This window comes from Halanaerobium sp. MA284_MarDTE_T2 (assembly GCF_003337245.1).
In the GTDB taxonomy this organism is placed as follows: Bacteria; Bacillota; Halanaerobiia; order Halanaerobiales; family Halanaerobiaceae; genus QPJE01.
Genome location: NZ_QPJE01000004.1, coordinates 139,016 through 156,284 on the forward strand (window position 1 = coordinate 139,016; position 17,269 = coordinate 156,284).

The window sequence follows — 17,269 nt, forward strand, 5'->3', positions numbered from 1 at the left end:
AAGCAGGTGAAATAATGAAGTTCCTCAGTCCTACTGATGGGCGGTTAACTCTTGATGAGACATACGAAAAAATAATTAATTTTATAAAATCTGACTCAGATTATGAGTATAAATTAATAGTTGGGACTGATTCTCAACCGGGGTTTAGTGAGGTTGTATTTGTAACTGCAATTGTTATTTACCGCATCGGGCGTGGCGGCCGATATTTTTATTATAAAGATAATGTCAGGTTTAAATCCGGGATGAAGCAGCGGATATTTTATGAAGTATCACGCAGCCTGGAGGTGGCAAGTAAGTTAACATTATTTTTATCTGAAGAAGATCAGCTGGAAGAAGATATAGAGCTGGAAATTCATATTGATGTCGGTCATAATGGACCTACAAATGAAATTATTAGAGAAGTTACAGGAATGGTAGTAGGAAGTGGTTTTGAAGCATATATAAAACCTGATGCATATGCTGCTTCAACTGTGGCAGATAAATTCACCAGATAGTTTTTTGTGAAGGAATTTCCTTCAAACCCCTTTTTCTCTGAAAGACTTTCTCCATTTTTCAACTCTAAAAATAATTTTGGGAAATTTTTTCATGGTTTTGCGAAAATTTATCCACTGTGATATAATTAAATATTAGAAAAGATTCATTTTAATATAAGGGGGAGTTTGATGTCGAAGAATGTTCTGGATGAGATAAAAAAAGAAGTTAATTCTTACGTTGGACATAGAGTGACTGTCAAGGCTCACCGTGGTAGACGAAAAACCATAGAAAAAGAAGGTATTTTAGAAAAAACCCATAAAAACTTATTTGTTATAAGAATTAAGGATCACAATCAGGTAAGACGTTTATCATATAGTTATGCTGATCTTTTGACAGACAATGTTGTTGTAAAATCTAAAGATGAGCATATAAAAATTGGGGTTTTGTGAGCAAAACAATAAAATTTGCAGCCGTAAGGCTGCTCTTTTTATGTGAAAGTTTCAAATTGTCTAAAAATTTTGCTGATAAAAATAAAATTTATAAACTTAAATTCTGGTTAAATTATACTAAAATATACTGTAAAATATGATATTTAAACGGCAGGAAGGAGAGATCTAATTGTCAATTGATATGGCTGTCGGATTATTTGGAGGTCTCGGGATATTCATTTATGGAATGAAGCAGATGAGTGAGGGACTGCAGAAAACAGCCGGAAAAAGGTTAAGGCATTTTTTGGCAATACTGACTAACAAACCAATTATGGGAGTTGCAGTTGGCACAATTGTGACAGCTATAATTCAGAGCAGTAGTGCAACAACAGTTATGGTAGTTGGATTTGTTAATGCAGGATTAATGACTCTGGCCCAATCCATTGGTGTTATAATGGGAGCTAATATAGGTACAACAGTTACTGCACAGCTTATAGCATTTAAACTTGGAGATTACGCTTTTCATGCAATAGCGGTTGGATCATTTACATATCTATTTGCAAAAAGTAAAAAATTCCAGTATTTAGGACAGATTTTGCTTGGTTTTGGGCTGCTGTTTTTAGGACTGGAAACTATGAGTGATACAATGTATCCTCTGCGCGAATCCCAATTTTTTATTGATTTAATGGAGAGCTTCAGTGTATATCCAATTCTTGGTGTATTAACAGGAATTTTTGTTACAATCATGGTGCAGAGCAGTAGTGCTTCATTTGGTATTCTGCTGGGACTTGTTACTGTAGGTGCTGTTCATTATGATGCTGCCATACCAATTCTTCTTGGTAGTAATATAGGTACTACAGTAACAGCAATTCTTTCTGCAATTGGAGCAAATCTTACTGCAAAAAGAGCTGCAGCAGCACACTTTACATTCAATGTTGTTGGAGCAGGAATGATGATTATTCTGCTTTATATAGTGCCGGATTTTTCTGGAATGATAGAAAATCTGCTGAGAAATATAAGTGCTTTTTTTGGATATCTTAATCCTTCAGAGGAACGACTCCTTGCAAATACTCATACATTTTTTAATGTACTTAATACACTTATCTGGCTTCCCTTTACCGGTTTTATGGTTATGCTGGTAGAAAAAATACTGCCTGGAGAAGATACAACATTAAAATATGGAGCTACTTTTATAGATGAGAGAATGCTGCAGACTCCATCAGTGGCAATTGAACAGATCAAAAAAGAAGTTATTTATATGCATAATATTGCGAAAGATATGGTATCTGATGCAGTAAATGGTTTTTTAAATAAGGACCGCGATACAGCAGAAAAAATAAGGCGCCATGAAGATATTGTAAATGAGCTCGAAGAAGAACTTTTAAATTTTATTCAGAAAGTACCTCAGGGCCAGCTTTCTGATGTAGATATCCGCACCCTTGATAAATTTTTTGCAATAGTTGATGATATTGAAAGTGTAGCTGATGATGCAAATGATATTGCAAGCCTGACTGAACACAGACTGGATAATAAACTAAGCTTTACAAGTGTAGCTGAAGATACAATTAAGGAAGTACATGAAATCATCTGTGGAGTTTTAGATAAATCAATGAAACTGCTGGAAACAGAAGATTTTACTTTAGCCCGCGAAATACTGGAGACAGAGAAGAAACTGGATAAACTGCAGCTGCAGTTTAGAGAAGAAAATATCGCCAGAATAAAAGGTTCAGCAAAAGAAGAATGTGATCCCAATGCCGGTATAATACTGCTGGAACTGCTTGAGGATATGGAACATGTCAGTGATCAGCTGGCAGATATTGCTCACAGTATTCTGGAAATTTATCAGGTAGATAAAGAACTGGCGGCAGAAGAAGTGATTTAAAGATTTAACATAAATTTAACATAAAATTTGATTATTACTATTAAGACTCCTTTTTTAAGGGGTCTTTTTTTGTTATACTGGGTTTATAAAAGATGTCAATATTAATAAATTACAGAAAGATTCCCGAAATAGATTTAAAACTCCAAAAATAAATTTTGGGCAGGCCAAATGGACCTGGAGATAGAACTGGAAATTGATTCAGATATTAATACATTAATAATTATGAAATAAAATATGTTATCAGGGGGAAGGATAATGGAAAAGATACTTGTTGTTGATGATGAAAAACATATAAGAGATCTTATTGAATTTAATTTAGATAAAGCAGGGTTTGAAGTTTTAACTGCAGTAGATGGTAAAGAAGCTTTAAAAGTCTTAAATAAAAATATTGATTTAATTGTTTTGGATTTGATGCTTCCAGAGATAGATGGGCTTGAGGTATGCAGAAAAATGAGGGCAGATAAAGAACTAAAAAATATTCCTATAATTATGCTTACAGCAAAAGGGGAAGAAGTTGACAAAATACTAGGTCTTGAGATGGGTGCTGATGATTATATGACAAAACCATTTAGCCCCAGGGAGCTGACAGCAAGGATTAAAGCTATCTTTAGAAGGCTAAGCCAGATGAAGGCACCAGATGAATTTGAAGAAGAAATTTTAGAAGAAGGCAATATTAAAATTGATACTGCCCGACATGAAGTTGTGGTAAGTGGAAAAGAAATAAGTCTTACTCCTAAAGAATTTGAACTTCTCCGCTATTTGATTATAAATAAAGGGAGGGTTTTGAGCAGAGACCTGCTGCTGGAAAAAATCTGGGGATATGAATATGCGGGTGATACAAGAACAGTTGATGTTCATGTAAGAAGACTGCGCCAAAAAATTAAAAAAGATTATATAGAAACTGTCAGGGGGGTGGGATATAAATTTGTTAAACTGGAGTAAATATAGTATAAGAAATCGCTTATTTATCATCTTTATAGTCATACAGATTTTAATAATTGGTCTGTCATTTTATTATTTTACAGATAATCATAGAGATTTTTATTTCAATCAGCTTAAAATTAGTCTGGAAAACTATGCTCACCTTATACTTGAAGAAAAAGGGGCAGTGCTGCTCAATACTCCTGCAGATGAACTGGAAGAAATGGTTTTAAACTGGGGCAGGCATACTGGGGCCAGAATTACTATTGTAGATAAAGAAGGTAAGGTTCTGGCAGATTCGCGCTATGATATATCTAAGATGGACAACCATAAAAATAGACCAGAAATTTCTGCTGTTTTTTCAGGAGAGGAAAAAGGGGAATTGATTAGAGAAAGTGATACATTGGAAGAAAAAATGCTTTATTTATCTTTCCCTATTACCAGTTCTGCTGGTGAAACCGCTGGTGTTTTAAGACTTGCCAGAAGTTTAAGCTTTATAAGAGGGGTTTTAATAGAAGACATAAAAAGTTATCTTGTTTTCTTTTTTGTTCTGGCAGTTTTAACAATATTATTAACCTGGCGGCTTACATCTACTGTAATTTATCCACTGGAAAAGATTACAGAGACGGCTGCAAATATAGCAGAAGGAGATTTTTCTCAGAGAATTCCTGCCAGAAGATACAGTAGTGAAATTGAAAAACTTGCAGAGATGTTTAATTTTATGACAGATAAGCTTGAAAAGAAGATTGATGAAATGTCAAGTGAAAAAAATAAAATGGCGACAATTTTGAATAGTATGATAGATGGTGTTATTGCAACCGATAGAAAGCACAGGATAGTTTTGATAAATCCAGCCGCAAAAGATATTTTTAAAATAAAAAAAGATAATATTAAGGGCAAAGAATTGATTGCCTCGGTTTTCAGCCACAGAATTGATATGTATTTGGAAGAGGCATTAAGGGAAAAAAGAACTATAACAAGAGAAATAATTTATCAAAATCCTGATAAAGTTATTATGCAGGCAACTTTTTCTCCGATTTTTGAAGAAGACGGCAGCATCAGTGGAGGTATAATCGTATTTACAGATATTACAGAATTAAGAAAACTGGAGACAGTTCGCAATGATTTTGTTGCCAATGTTTCTCATGAACTCAGAACACCTTTAACATCAATTATTGGTTATGTAAATACCCTTTTGGATAATGATATTGATGATCCGGAAATTAGAGAGAAATTCCTAAAAATTGTTAAAACAGAAGCAGACAGACTGTCAATTTTAATTAAGGATTTATTCAACTTATCAAAAATAGAGAGTTCCACCCCTGATTTAAAAGCAGAAAATCTAAAGAAGGTTATAGATAAAACTATTAATTTGCTGATAGACAGAGCAGAAAAGAAAGATATAATAATAGAAAAAGAAATTGAAGTAGATCTTCCACCTGTATATATGGTTAAGGAGCAGATAGAACAGGTTATGATTAATCTTATAGATAATGCTATTAAATATACGCAAGATAATGGCAAAATAAAAGTTTCAGCTTACAAAAAAGAGGATCGAATTTATGTTGAGGTAGAAGATAATGGTATAGGTGTTCCTAGAGAAGAACAGGATAGAGTCTTCGAGAGATTTTATCGGGTGGATAAAGCAAGATCGAGTTCTCTTGGTGGAACAGGAATTGGCCTTTCTATCGTAAAAAATATTATAAAACAGCACGGCAGTGAAATTAATCTTGAAAGCAGAGAAGGAGAAGGAAGCAGGTTTATATTTAGTTTAAAAATTGCTAAATAAAATTATGTTGTATTTATTGGTACCTTGTTGGTACCGGGTACAAAAATACCGTGTTGGTACCAGGTACAAAAAGGCCTTTTAGTACCTGGTACTCTCTAATGGGCTTTTTTTGTTTACATAGTGTTAACATAAGAGAAATATTGGTGTAACAATAAGATGTTAAATTAGTATTAGAGAAAAATTAAAGTATAAAATTATTAATCCTTAAGGGGGAAAATTATTAATGTCTAAAATTAATTCATTTGCTGTTGTTATGGCTTTACTGTTGGTTGCTGTTATGTCTTTAGGTGTAATGGCTGAAGATTCTCTTGTAATTCAGGGTTCTTCAACTGTTCTGCCGATTGCACAGAAAGCTGCAGAAGTTTATATGGAAAAAAATCCTGGGGTAAATATTTCTGTTCGTGGTGGTGGATCTGGTAATGGTATTGCAGCACTGATTGATGGAGCTGTTGATATTGCAGATTCTTCTAGATTTATCAAAGAAAAAGAAGTTAATGCGGCTGTAAAAAACGGTATTTTCCCGGTACCACATAGAATAGCCATGGATGGTATTGCTGTTGTAATTAATCCAGCAAATAGTGTAGAAGAATTAAGCCTTGAAGATTTAAAAAATATCTATACTGGTAAAGTTACAAACTGGAAAGAATTTGGCGGAAAAGATATGGAAATAGTTGTTGTATCTAGAGATTCAAGTTCTGGTACATTTGAAGTATTTAATGATATTGCACTGGGTGGAGAAAGATTATTCCAGGGTGCACTTTTACAGGCATCTAATGGTGCAGTAGCTGGTGTAGTTGCAGATACAGAAGGTGCAATTGGTTATGTTGGTCTTGGTTATCTATCAGAGTCTCTAAAAGCTGTTAAGGTAAATGGAGTTGCTCCCTCTAATGCGACTGTAGCAAGTGGAGAGTTTCCAATTGCACGTCCACTATTTATGTTCACTGATGGCTGGCCAGAAGGATTAACAGCTAAGTTCATTAACTTTGTCTTAAGCAAAGATGGACAAAAGTTAGTAAAAGACCAGGGATTTGTACCACTTTATTAATAAAAACTTAGTATAATATTAGTAGTAAATAGTAAAGAGTTAAATAGTTAAGCAATATAATATATGTGCAGCTGCTATATAATCTGGAAAAAAGGGAGGCTTTCCTCCCTTTTTCTGGGTGTTTATTTATAAAAAATTTACACCTTAATGAAAGAGGTGAATTTTGTGTTAAACTGGAAAACTAAAGAAAAAGTCATTAAAAATACACTTTTATTTTTTGCTTTTTCCTCTATTTTGTTTTTAGCAGGGATTATAGTTGTTCTCTTTAATGAAGGAGCACCAATTTTTGCTAAAGTTGGAATATTTAAATTTATGTTTACAGGTGACTGGTATCCAACTTATGACCCGGCAGGTTTTGGTATTTATAATCTTCTTGCAGCTTCAATTGTGGTGACAATTGGTGCTATGGTATTTGCAGTTCCATTTGGAGTTGCTTCAGCAGTATATATTTCGTATATACTGCCAAAAAGATTTAAAAATATAGTTAAACCAACAATTGAAATGCTGGCAGGTGTTCCATCTGTTATATATGGTCTTTTTGGAATGAAGATATTGAGTCCATATATTAAAGAACTTTTTGGTCTACCTACAGGGTTGAATGCTTTGACTGCAATGATAATGCTCGGTATTATGGCACTACCTACAATTGTTAGTCTGTCAGAAGATGCTATTACTGCTGTTCCCAAAAGTTTTAGAGATGCTTCTTTGGCACTTGGTGGAACTAGATTGGAAACAATGGTAAGGGTAATTTTACCGACTGCGTCTTCTGGAATAGTGACAGCAATTATTCTGGGCATGGGAAGAGCAATTGGAGAAACAATGACAGTGCTGATGGTTGCAGGAGGGGCTTCGCTTTTTCCTTCTAATATTCTTAAACCTGTTCGACCGATGACTGCAACAATAGCTGCGGAAATGGGTGAGGCTCCTGTGGGAAGTGATCACTATCAGGCACTCTTTGGAATAGCAATTATATTATTTATAATAACTCTTATTTTTAATATTTTTGCTGATATGGCACAGCAGAGATTTAAAAAGAAGGTGAGTGGAGAATAATGGAAAGCAAATTAATTAAGAGAAAATTAACTGAAAAAGTTATTTTTAATATACTCGGTTTATTTTTGTGGATATCTATTGCTATTCTGGGAATAATAATCTTTTTTATTTTCAAAAGAGGAATCGGTGTTATAAGCTGGGAATTTATAACTTCAATGCCCGCAAATGGAATGACAGAAGGTGGTATATTTCCGGCAATTCTTGGTTCTTTTTATCTTGTATCAGGATCGATTTTATTTGCTACACCTTTAGGAGTTTTTGCTGCTATTTATATGACAGAATATGCAAAAAAGGGAAGATTGATTCGACTTATTCGCATAGGGGTCAATAACCTTGCTGGAGTGCCGTCAGTCGTGTTTGGTCTTTTTGGTCTGGCTGTTTTTGTAAAATATTTAAATTTTGGGGTTTCTATTTTATCTGGTGCTTTAACACTGGCCATTGTAATTCTACCAACAATTATTAGAGCTTCAGAAGAAGCTTTAATATCAGTGCCAGATGAATACCGGGAATCATCTCTTGCACTGGGAGCAACAAAATGGCAGACAATTAAAAATGTTGTTTTACCTGCTGCAATTCCAGGTATTTTAACTGGTTGTATTCTGGGGGTTGGTCGTGTGGCTGGAGAGACAGCACCAATAATTTTTACAGCAGCTACTTTTTTCTCAATGAAACTGCCTAATTCTGTTTTTTCGGAGGTTATGGCACTGCCTTATCATATATATGCACTTGTGACAACAGGAACTTTTCCAGCAAAACAGGTTCCATTTGCATATGGTACAGCAGTTGTCTTATTAGTGCTGGTATTATTAATTAATCTTGCAGCTATAATATTGAGAATAAGATACAGCAAAAAATTTAGTAATTAATCTGAAGGGAGGATTTTAAGTGGGTAAAAATAAAATGGAAGTTAAAAATTTAGACTTTTATTATGATGATTTTAAAGCTTTAAAAAATATAAATATGCCTTTAGAAGAAAATAAGGTTACTGCATTAATTGGTCCTTCAGGATGTGGCAAATCCACTTTTTTAAGAACTTTAAATAGAATGAATGATTTAATAGATAAAACAAAAGTTGAAGGTGAGGTTCTTTTGGATGGAAAAAATATTTATTCCAGTGAGGTTGATGTAGTAGAATTAAGAAAAAAAGTTGGTATGGTGTTTCAGCAGCCAAATCCTTTTCCAAAATCTATTTATGATAATGTTGCCTATGGGCCAAGAATCCACGGTATAAAAGACAATGCAAAACTTGATGAAATAGTAGAAAAAAGTTTACGAGGTGCTGCTCTTTTTGATGAAGTAAAAAATCGACTAAATGATTCAGCTCTTGGTCTTTCTGGAGGACAGCAGCAGCGCCTATGTATAGCCAGAGCTTTAGCTGTGACCCCCGAAGTTTTACTGATGGATGAGCCAGCATCAGCTTTAGATCCAGTTGCTACTGCAAAAATAGAGGATTTAATAGCAGAATTGAAGAATAATTATACTATAGTAATTGTTACACACAATATGCAGCAGGCTGCCCGTGTATCTGAGTTAACTGGTTTTTTCCTTATGGGTGATTTAGTAGAATTTGATAAGACAGATAAAATATTTGAGAATCCAGCCGACCAGAGAACTGAAGATTATATAACCGGACGGTTTGGATAATATAAAAATAGGAGGTTAAGATATGAATGCCAGCAGAAGAAATTTTCATGAAGAATTAAATTCTCTGCAGAACGATATGTTAAAAATGGGAAGTTTTGTTGAAGAATCAATTCGCAGAAGTATAGAAGCTTTAAAGAATGGAGATTTAGAATTGGCAAATCAGATTTGCAGAGATGACGATATAATAGATGATTATGAAGTTAATCTGGAAGAGAAATGCACCAGATTGATAGCACTACAGCAGCCAGTTGCTATTGACCTCAGAAAAATAATAGTCATATCCAAACTTGCTACAGATCTGGAGAGAATTGGTGATCATACCTGTAATATAGCAGAAATGGTTATAAATATTGGTGAGAATAATTTAATTAAGCCTTTAATAGATATACCTAAAATGACTGATTTAGTAACCAAAAGATTAAGAAAAAGTCTTGAAGCTTTTGTAGATATGGATATAGAAAAAGCAAAAAAAGTTGTAGAAGGAGATGAGGAAATTGATATTTTAGACCAGCAGATAATTAGTGAACTAATAACAATAATGATTGATGATCCAACAACTATAGAACAGGCAACATCACTGATGTTTGTAAGTAGATTTTTAGAAAGAATAGGAGACCATTCAACAAATATATCTGAAAGAACAATATATATGAAAACAGGCCAGCGGTTATAAACTGCTGGTTTTTTTGCATTCTCAAATCTCCTGTGATAGAATATCTTTTTAGAATGAAAGAGAATTGAGGAGGCAGAAAAATGCTCAAAAAATTTGCAGGTTATTATAAAAAACACTGGAAATTATTTCTGCTGGATATTTTTGGAGCTTTTATTATGTCCGGGCTGGATCTTGCATTTCCAGTAATTATGAGGACCCTGATAGATAAGCACTTTCCGGATAAAAATATAAATATGATTATACGTATGGTAATTATATTATTTATACTTTATCTGCTGCGATATGTTTTTCAATATATAGTTAATTATTGGGGACATGTGGTAGGTATAAGAATGGAGGCTGATATGAGATCAGACCTTTTTTCCCACCTGCAGAAGCTGTCTTTTAAATTCTATGATAACAATAAAGTTGGTTATCTGATGTCAAGAATTATAAATGACCTCAGCAATATATCCGAATTAGCCCACCATGGGCCTGAGGATCTTTTTATTTCACTGGTTTTGCTTGTGGGGTCTTTCTTTATTCTGCTAAATATGCACTGGCGGCTGGCCCTGCTGACATTTATATTATTACCGTTTATGTTCTTGTTTTCTCTCAAATTGGGAGAAAAGATGTATAATTCTTTTAAAAATATAAAAGAAAAAGTGGCAGAGGTTAATAGTATTATAGAAGACAGTTTAAGTGGAATTAGAGTGGTAAAATCATTTACAAATGAAGAATACGAATACGAAAAATTTTGCCAGGGGAACCACAGCCACCGCGAATCGCGAGAATATGCTATGAAAAACATGGCACAATTTCATTCTGGCATGAATTTATTTACAAATTTTATAACATTAATTACTCTTGGCGCTGGAGGGTATTTTATCTATCAGGGAAATTTAACTACAGGTGAGATGGTTGCTTTTTTATTCTATGTTAATATGTTTATCAATCCAATCAGAAGGCTGGTTAATTTTAATGAACAGCTGCAGCGCGGTATGGCGGGTTTTTCTCGCTTTACTGAGATTCTTTCGGTAGAGCCAGAAATTAAAGATCTGCCTGGAGCTGTAGATCTAAAAAATGTTAAAGGACATATTCAGTATGTTAATGTTACTTTTGGTTATGACAACCACTCTAAAGTATTTAATAATATCAATATAGAGGTAGAGCCAGGTAAAACTGTTGCTTTTGTCGGTCCTTCTGGGGCAGGTAAATCAACTTTATGTAAACTTCTGCCCAGATTTTATGAGATTGATTCAGGTGATATTTTGATAGATGGTATAAATATAAAAAATATAACTTTAAGTTCACTGCGGCGAAATATAGGTATAGTACAGCAGGATGTATTTTTGTTTAATGGAACGGTTAGGGATAATATTGCATATGGCAGTTCGGATGCCTGTGATGAAGAAATTGTTGATGCTGCTAAAAAGGCAAATGCACATCAGTTTATTCTTTCCTTACGAGATGGTTATGATACCAATATAGGGGAAAGAGGAGTTAAACTTTCTGGTGGACAGAAACAGAGGATTTCTATTGCCAGATCCTTTTTAAAAAACCCTCCCATATTGATTCTTGATGAAGCTACTTCTTCCCTGGACAATAGAAGTGAAAAGATTATTCAGGCTTCACTGGAAAAACTGGCAGAAGGTAGGACCACTTTAGTTATAGCACACCGCCTGTCTACTGTTATAAATGCTGATGAAATAATTGTGCTGACAGACAAGGGGATTATGGAGCGCGGAAAACACAATGAACTTATAAATAAAGATGGAGTATATAAACAGCTATATAATGACCAGTTTTCCACAAAGCTGTCAGGCTGAAATTATCTGATATATATTTTTTCTATCTGCAGCTGCTGCTGGGGGCTTTTTATATAGAAAGGGTTGAATTCAATGAAAAAAAGAATTTATAGATCAAGAGATGACAGAATCATAGCAGGGATTTGTGGAGGGCTGGCTGAATATTTTAATATTGATGCAACTCTAATTAGACTTGCTTTTATTTTTATCTTTATATTTCAGGGAATCGGATTGATTGCTTATTTAATTTCCTGGTTTATAATTCCTGAAAAGCCGGAGGAAAAAGAACAAAAAGAGCAGTACTATCTTCCCACACAAGATAATAATATAAAAAATGGTGCAGAAAAAGAAGATGATTTTTATTCTAATTACTATCAATCTGATGAACTTGAGAATGATAAGTATCAGGCTGACAAACAGTTTAATAAGGACCATCAAATTGAAGACCACAGAAGTTATGATTCTAAATTTGAAAATAATAATGTGTCAAATGAGAGAAATAAAACACTGGGGTTAATTTTAATAATTATTGGGGCTATATTTTTAGTTAATATTTGGATTCCGGAATTTTACTGGCAGAAATATTGGCCTGTTTTTTTGATTGCTGCTGGATTATTAATTTTGTTTAGAGGAGTAAAAAATAATGACAGCTGACAGCAAAAAAAGATTATTAATAGGTATAATACTCATTGCATTTGGTGTTATTTTTTTAGGTGAAAGTATGGGTAAATACAGTTTTGATTTTATCTGGTTTATAGGAAATTTTTGGCCTGTACTGCTGATTATCGCTGGCATGCATATGATACTGTTAAATTCTAAGCTGTGGTGGATTATTCCAGCACTGCTGATTATTTTTACAATTTATTTTATATATTTTCTTTCTCAGCACGGGGGCAGTGTCGGCTTACCATACAGGTTTTTTCGCTACTATCAGTTCAAGTTTAGATAATTATTATAAATACTTTTTATATTAAATACTTTTCATTTGAGGCGTCTGCTTATTACAGGGCCAGCAGTAATTAAAACTGTGATTTTGAGTATATCTCCTGGCAGAAACGGCAGAATAGTTAAATTTACTGCAGATAGTATATCTGTTCCGGTTAAGAAGATAAAATAACTGCAGCCGATTAAGTATGTTATAACAGCAGCTCCAAGATAAATAAAAAAATCCTTAATTTTGTTATCAGTATAATAACCTGCAGTCCAGGCAGCGGCAGGGAAGGCAAGCAGAAAACCACCGGTAGGCCCAAGAAGTATCCCTATACCTCCTGTCCCGGCTGCAAATACCGGCAGACCTGCTATACCTATCAGCAGATATATTATCTGACTTAGAGCACCATGTTTTTTGCCGAGAATTCTGCCCGAAAAAAGAACAAAAAATGTCTGTAAAGTTATAGGAACAGGTGAAAAGGGAAGTGGTACAATTATATATGCCCCTACTATTGTTAATGCAGCCATAATACCTGTTTTAACTATTTTTTTTGTGTTCATAAAAAACCTCCATGTTCCTGATTTATATTGAATAAATCATCAATTAAACTGACAACCATTTTATCATCAAACAGCAGGAATTTAAAGGCGATTAATGAATAAGTATATATAATCAATTAACTTTTATAGATGTAAAGCAGATTGGCTATATATTTACTGCTATAATCATGCAGCACCACCCCTAAAAGTATTGGACAGGCACCAATCAAGCATTTTATAATAATTATAGGGGTAAAAACAAATGGAAATTGAATAATTGAATATATGATTTAATTAAAATGGAGGAAATTATACATATGAATGAAATAGTTTTAAATGCTTATGCAAAAATTAATCTTGCATTAGATATTAAAGGAATATATGAAGATGGATATCACAGAGTGGAAATGATTATGCAGAGTATTGCTTTACATGACAGAGTAAAAGTAAGAAAGAAAAGTTCTGATATTATTGTTAACTGTTCAGATCCCTGTATTCCATTTGGAAAAGAAAATTTAGCTTTCCAGGCAGCTGAAATGTTTTTTTCGGAAAAAGAAATATCAAAAGGAGCAGAAATATATATACAGAAAAACATACCGGTTGCAGCTGGGCTGGCTGGAGGAAGTGCAGATGCTGCAGCAGTACTGAAGGGTTTATATAAACTTTATGATCTAAAAGAAGATTATATAGAAATGAGAAAGATTCTTTCTTCAATCGGTATGGATGTACCGTTCTGCCTAAAAGGGGGGACTGTTTTTGCCTCTGGAAAGGGAGATGAACTGGAATTTCTTCCTTCTATTAAAGAATATCCGCTCTTGCTTGTTACCCCTTCTGTACAGCTGAGTACAGCAGAAGTTTATGAGCTTTATGACCAGCTTCTCCCTGATGTAAAGATTGATATGGACAGTATATTAAAGAATTTAAAAGAAGATAAGGAAATTAACTGGTCACTTGACTGGAAAAATGTACTGGAAGAGCCGGCCAAAAAGTTAACTCAAGAAATTAAACAGGTGGAAAAGATAATAAAAAATACCGATAATCTTCTGTATATGATGTCAGGCAGTGGTCCCAGTGTGTTTGCTTTATATGACTCTAAAGAAAAAGCAGATAAAGCTGCATCAAACTGGCCGCGCAAAGGTGATTTTGTTATTTCAACCACAACTATGGGGCGGTATTAAGAACTGCGGATTTTTTCGTATTTGCTGATATTTTTCTACTGCTAAATCGACTTTTAGTGAGGAGATAAAAAACTCAAATCATTAATTAAACTTCTGTAAGTAAATAAAGAAGAAAATAAAATTGCAGAAAAACCTAACATGGAGTTGACATAACTTCTATTTTTATGTTATAATCTCTCTATAAATTACTGATGTTGAGGAGTGAAAATGAGATGGATAATGAAAAAACAATTACTATGAAAGAGGCAAAAGAAAGAACAGGTCTCAGTTCACGGCAAATTCGATATTATGATGAGCAGAATCTAATTTTTCCAGGAAGAACAAAAGGCAATCAGAGAATTTTTTCGGAAAATGATATTCAGAGAATGCTTAAAATTAAAGAATTTATTTCAGCCGGATATAATATTGAACGTATTAGAGAAAAACTCAATCCACCATCTTTTGAAGAATTGATTCCAGATGATCTTGATATTGATACAGCTGATTTAAAAAATCGCTTTAATGAAGATAAGCTTGATTCCCTCTTTCCTGTTTCAAATCGTTCAGCCCTGATCAAAAAACTTTCCATCAGTAAAAACCAAAATAAGTCCCATGGGGAGGAAAAAGAAAATGTCTGAATTAACACGAGAGAAAATTTTGCAGCTGGCAGAAAAAGAGGGTGTGGAATTTATTAGGCTTCAGTTTGTTGATGTTTTAGGTATTATTAAGAATGTTGCGATTACGATTGAACAGCTTCCAGAAGCTCTTGAAGGAAACATTATGTTTGATGGTTCTTCAATAGAGGGTTTTACCAGAATTAATGAATCTGATATGTATTTAAAACCGGATTATGATACTTTTGCTATTTTTCCGTGGAGGACAAATGGAGGTACAACCGCCAGAATGATGTGTGATATCCACACTCCAGATGGTGAGCCTTTTATAGGTTGTCCGCGAAGCACCCTTAAGAAAGTTATAGCTGAAGCAGAGGAGATGGGCTTTGAAATGTTTTCTGGTCCTGAACCAGAATTCTTTTTGTTTGAAAAAGACGAGAAGGGGAATGCCACTACTCGTACCCATGATAAAGGTGGATATTTTGATTTATCTCCTGTGGATATGGGTGGTAATGCCAGAAGAGATACTGTACTTGCTTTAAAAAAGATGGGATTTGAAGTAGAAGCAGCCCATCACGAAGTTGCTCCAGGCCAGCATGAAATTGATTTTAAATATGCTCCTGCCCTTCGCACAGCAGACAATATTACTACATTTAAATTTGTCACTAAAATAATTGCCCTTCAGCACGGATTACACGCAACATTTATGCCTAAACCTATCTATGGTGAAAGTGGATCAGGAATGCATGTACATCAATCCTTATATAAAAATGGGGAAAATGCTTTTTATGATCCTGAAGATGAGCTGCAGTTAAGTGAAGAAGCCTACTATTACATTGGAGGTCTTCTCAAACATGCTAAAGCCACTAGTGCAATCTTAAATCCTACCATTAACTCATATAAAAGGCTTGTTCCAGGTTATGAAGCTCCTGTTTATATTTCATGGTCAACACAAAATAGAAGTGCACTTGTTCGGATACCTTCTGCTAGACAAAACAGTACAAGGTTAGAGTTGAGAAATCCTGATCCTACTGCTAATCCGTATCTGGCACTTGCAGTTATGTTAAAGTCGGGTTTGGATGGAATAAAAAATAAAATAAATCCCGGAACTCAGACAACAGATAATATTTATGAAATGGAAGCACAGGAAAGGAAAGAAAGGGGTATAAGCAGTCTTCCAGGCAGTATTATAGAAGCGGTTAATTATTTAAAAGAAGATGAATTAATAAAAGATACTTTAGGTGAACACATTTTTAAACATTTTGTAGAAGCCAAAAAAATAGAGTGGTTGGTATATAAAAAACAGGTTCACAGCTGGGAAATTGAACAGTATCTAACAACTTATTAATTTAATTTACTAGCTCAAAAACTTTTCAGCCGTCAATCTCAATTATTAAGGAGTTTCCCCAAAATTTATTTTCAAGCTGCAAAAAGGGGGCTTTAGTCATCAACGAAATTTTTAGATTTATCTAAAACTCAATTCGGGTGTGAAATAGGGCACACTAATCAATGAGTCCTCCTGACTCATGATTAGCTCACTCCATCCTGCAGTTCAACCCTATTTCTTCCTTCATTTCGTTAAGATTCATTGACTAAAAATTTCAATATTCCTGCATCTCCCCTTTTTGCAGCAGTATATAAAAAATGGGGAAAGTCTATCAATTATTAAGTTTTAAAAGGCTAGTTTTTATGAGTTTTTATGTATAAAAAACCTCACAGGCCTGCCCCGTGGGGCGTCAAAGATTAAGTAAATAAAAGGTAACCAATTTGACTTATGGAGTGATAGAAGTTATAGTCTGCTAGCAAACCTCGTGGGCTTGCCCCGAGAAAATAGCAGACGGTTTTGAATTTCAATTATTATGTTTAGCTAATAATAATTTTGCAAAAAGGAGAACGTTTGTTTGCATAAGCTTCCTATTTAGGGTATAATATTAATAGGGAGATGAAAGCATGGTTAGTAAGAAAATTTTAAGAAAAAAAGGATATAAATTCAGATTATATCCTAATAAAGAACAGAAAATATTAATAAACAAATCAGTTGGTTGTGCAAGGTATATATATAATCATTTTCTTGCAAAAGCTAAAGAAAATGATTATAAAACATATACTGAATATTCTAAGCAACTAACGCAATTAAAAAAAGAATTGCAGTGGTTAAAAGAACCAGACAAGTTTGCTTTACAAAATGCTCTTAAAGATTTAGATAAAGCTTTTAATAATTTTTTTAGTGGCAAATATGATTTTCCCCAGTTTAAATCTAAAAAGGATACTCAAAATTCTTATCGTAGTAATAAGTTTATTAGAAAAAATGGGACTACTAATATTGAAATTA

The 17,269-nt window shown here is 33.9% G+C and carries 18 protein-coding genes; 17 read left to right on the forward strand and 1 reads right to left on the reverse strand.

The features are described 5' to 3' along the window. The first annotated feature begins 14 nt into the window (after positions 1-14). From DFR78_RS03430 to DFR78_RS03490, 13 genes are all read left to right on the forward strand, one after another. Positions 15-494, forward strand: a complete 480-nt coding sequence (locus DFR78_RS03430) for a ribonuclease H-like YkuK family protein (RefSeq protein WP_114457442.1) — start codon at positions 15-17, stop codon at positions 492-494. A gap of 168 nt (positions 495-662) precedes the next feature. Further along, positions 663-923, forward strand: a complete 261-nt coding sequence (locus DFR78_RS03435; protein ID WP_114457443.1) for a Veg family protein — start codon at positions 663-665, stop codon at positions 921-923. A 169-nt stretch (positions 924-1,092) separates the two neighbouring features. Beyond that, the gene (locus DFR78_RS03440; protein ID WP_114457444.1) at positions 1,093-2,784 is read left to right on the forward strand and encodes a Na/Pi cotransporter family protein; all 1,692 of its coding nucleotides are present in this window, start codon (positions 1,093-1,095) and stop codon (positions 2,782-2,784) included. Positions 2,785-3,039: 255 nt separating this feature from the next. Next, positions 3,040-3,726, forward strand: a complete 687-nt coding sequence (locus DFR78_RS03445) for a response regulator transcription factor (RefSeq protein WP_114457445.1) — start codon at positions 3,040-3,042, stop codon at positions 3,724-3,726. After that, positions 3,710-5,494 (forward strand): two-component system histidine kinase PnpS, encoded by a 1,785-nt coding sequence (gene pnpS, locus DFR78_RS03450; RefSeq protein ID WP_114457446.1) that lies wholly within the window; start codon positions 3,710-3,712, stop codon positions 5,492-5,494. Before DFR78_RS03445 ends, pnpS begins: the two co-directional genes overlap by 17 nt. A 223-nt stretch (positions 5,495-5,717) precedes the next feature. Further along, positions 5,718-6,539: a phosphate ABC transporter substrate-binding protein gene (locus DFR78_RS03455; protein ID WP_114457447.1), complete on the forward strand. Its 822-nt coding sequence runs from the start codon at positions 5,718-5,720 to the stop codon at positions 6,537-6,539. Positions 6,540-6,704: 165 nt separating this feature from the next. Next, a complete protein-coding gene (pstC, locus tag DFR78_RS03460) occupies positions 6,705-7,592 on the forward strand; it encodes a phosphate ABC transporter permease subunit PstC (RefSeq protein ID WP_233486962.1) in 888 nt (295 codons plus the stop codon). Then, positions 7,592-8,458: a phosphate ABC transporter permease PstA gene (gene pstA / locus DFR78_RS03465; RefSeq protein ID WP_114457449.1), complete on the forward strand. Its 867-nt coding sequence runs from the start codon at positions 7,592-7,594 to the stop codon at positions 8,456-8,458. The genes pstC and pstA overlap by 1 nt, the downstream gene beginning before the upstream one ends. Before the next feature lie 34 nt (positions 8,459-8,492). After that, on the forward strand, positions 8,493-9,236 hold the full coding sequence (pstB, locus tag DFR78_RS03470; RefSeq protein WP_199505545.1) for a phosphate ABC transporter ATP-binding protein PstB: 744 nt from the start codon (positions 8,493-8,495) through the stop codon (positions 9,234-9,236). 22 nt (positions 9,237-9,258) lie between these two features. Beyond that, positions 9,259-9,909, forward strand: coding sequence for a phosphate signaling complex protein PhoU (phoU, locus tag DFR78_RS03475; RefSeq protein ID WP_114457451.1), 651 nt, complete (start codon positions 9,259-9,261; stop codon positions 9,907-9,909). Between the two features lie 80 nt (positions 9,910-9,989). After that, positions 9,990-11,717 (forward strand): ABC transporter ATP-binding protein, encoded by a 1,728-nt coding sequence (locus DFR78_RS03480; protein WP_114457452.1) that lies wholly within the window; start codon positions 9,990-9,992, stop codon positions 11,715-11,717. A 72-nt stretch (positions 11,718-11,789) separates the two neighbouring features. Next, positions 11,790-12,350 (forward strand): PspC domain-containing protein, encoded by a 561-nt coding sequence (locus tag DFR78_RS03485; RefSeq protein WP_114457453.1) that lies wholly within the window; start codon positions 11,790-11,792, stop codon positions 12,348-12,350. After that, on the forward strand, positions 12,340-12,645 hold the full coding sequence (locus DFR78_RS03490) for a LiaI-LiaF-like domain-containing protein (RefSeq protein ID WP_114457454.1): 306 nt from the start codon (positions 12,340-12,342) through the stop codon (positions 12,643-12,645). Before DFR78_RS03485 ends, DFR78_RS03490 begins: the two co-directional genes overlap by 11 nt. A 32-nt stretch (positions 12,646-12,677) precedes the next feature. Here DFR78_RS03490 and DFR78_RS03495 read toward each other — a convergent pair whose 3' ends face one another. Next, positions 12,678-13,187 (reverse strand): biotin transporter BioY, encoded by a 510-nt coding sequence (locus tag DFR78_RS03495; RefSeq protein WP_114457455.1) that lies wholly within the window; start codon positions 13,185-13,187, stop codon positions 12,678-12,680. Between the two features lie 296 nt (positions 13,188-13,483). Here DFR78_RS03495 and ispE point away from each other — a divergent pair, with 296 nt between their 5' ends. The 4 genes from ispE to DFR78_RS03515 all read left to right on the forward strand — a co-directional run. Beyond that, positions 13,484-14,344, forward strand: coding sequence for a 4-(cytidine 5'-diphospho)-2-C-methyl-D-erythritol kinase (gene ispE, locus DFR78_RS03500; protein ID WP_114457456.1), 861 nt, complete (start codon positions 13,484-13,486; stop codon positions 14,342-14,344). Between the two features lie 212 nt (positions 14,345-14,556). Continuing rightward, a complete protein-coding gene (locus DFR78_RS03505; RefSeq protein ID WP_114457457.1) occupies positions 14,557-14,961 on the forward strand; it encodes a MerR family transcriptional regulator in 405 nt (134 codons plus the stop codon). After that, on the forward strand, positions 14,954-16,285 hold the full coding sequence (gene glnA, locus DFR78_RS03510) for a type I glutamate--ammonia ligase (protein ID WP_114457458.1): 1,332 nt from the start codon (positions 14,954-14,956) through the stop codon (positions 16,283-16,285). The genes DFR78_RS03505 and glnA overlap by 8 nt, the downstream gene beginning before the upstream one ends. A 602-nt stretch (positions 16,286-16,887) precedes the next feature. After that, positions 16,888-17,269, forward strand: a 382-nt coding sequence (locus DFR78_RS03515) for a helix-turn-helix domain-containing protein (protein ID WP_147267746.1), incomplete at its 3' end; no start/stop codon positions are given.

Bases quoted from the DNA above. Each gene is read 5' to 3' on its own strand.
- DFR78_RS03430 (WP_114457442.1), top strand. From the start codon at position 15: ATGAAGTTCCTCAGTCCTACTGATGGGCGGTTAACTCTTGATGAGACA.
- DFR78_RS03435 (WP_114457443.1), top strand. From the start codon at position 663: ATGTCGAAGAATGTTCTGGATGAGATAAAAAAAGAAGTTAATTCTTAC.
- DFR78_RS03445 (WP_114457445.1), top strand. From the start codon at position 3,040: ATGGAAAAGATACTTGTTGTTGATGATGAAAAACATATAAGAGATCTT.
- DFR78_RS03455 (WP_114457447.1), top strand. From the start codon at position 5,718: ATGTCTAAAATTAATTCATTTGCTGTTGTTATGGCTTTACTGTTGGTT.
- pstA (WP_114457449.1), top strand. From the start codon at position 7,592: ATGGAAAGCAAATTAATTAAGAGAAAATTAACTGAAAAAGTTATTTTT.
- pstB (WP_199505545.1), top strand. From the start codon at position 8,493: ATGGAAGTTAAAAATTTAGACTTTTATTATGATGATTTTAAAGCTTTA.
- phoU (WP_114457451.1), top strand. From the start codon at position 9,259: ATGAATGCCAGCAGAAGAAATTTTCATGAAGAATTAAATTCTCTGCAG.
- DFR78_RS03480 (WP_114457452.1), top strand. From the start codon at position 9,990: ATGCTCAAAAAATTTGCAGGTTATTATAAAAAACACTGGAAATTATTT.
- DFR78_RS03485 (WP_114457453.1), top strand. From the start codon at position 11,790: ATGAAAAAAAGAATTTATAGATCAAGAGATGACAGAATCATAGCAGGG.
- DFR78_RS03490 (WP_114457454.1), top strand. From the start codon at position 12,340: ATGACAGCTGACAGCAAAAAAAGATTATTAATAGGTATAATACTCATT.
- DFR78_RS03495 (WP_114457455.1), bottom strand. From the start codon at position 13,187: ATGAACACAAAAAAAATAGTTAAAACAGGTATTATGGCTGCATTAACA.
- ispE (WP_114457456.1), top strand. From the start codon at position 13,484: ATGAATGAAATAGTTTTAAATGCTTATGCAAAAATTAATCTTGCATTA.
- DFR78_RS03505 (WP_114457457.1), top strand. From the start codon at position 14,557: ATGGATAATGAAAAAACAATTACTATGAAAGAGGCAAAAGAAAGAACA.
- glnA (WP_114457458.1), top strand. From the start codon at position 14,954: ATGTCTGAATTAACACGAGAGAAAATTTTGCAGCTGGCAGAAAAAGAG.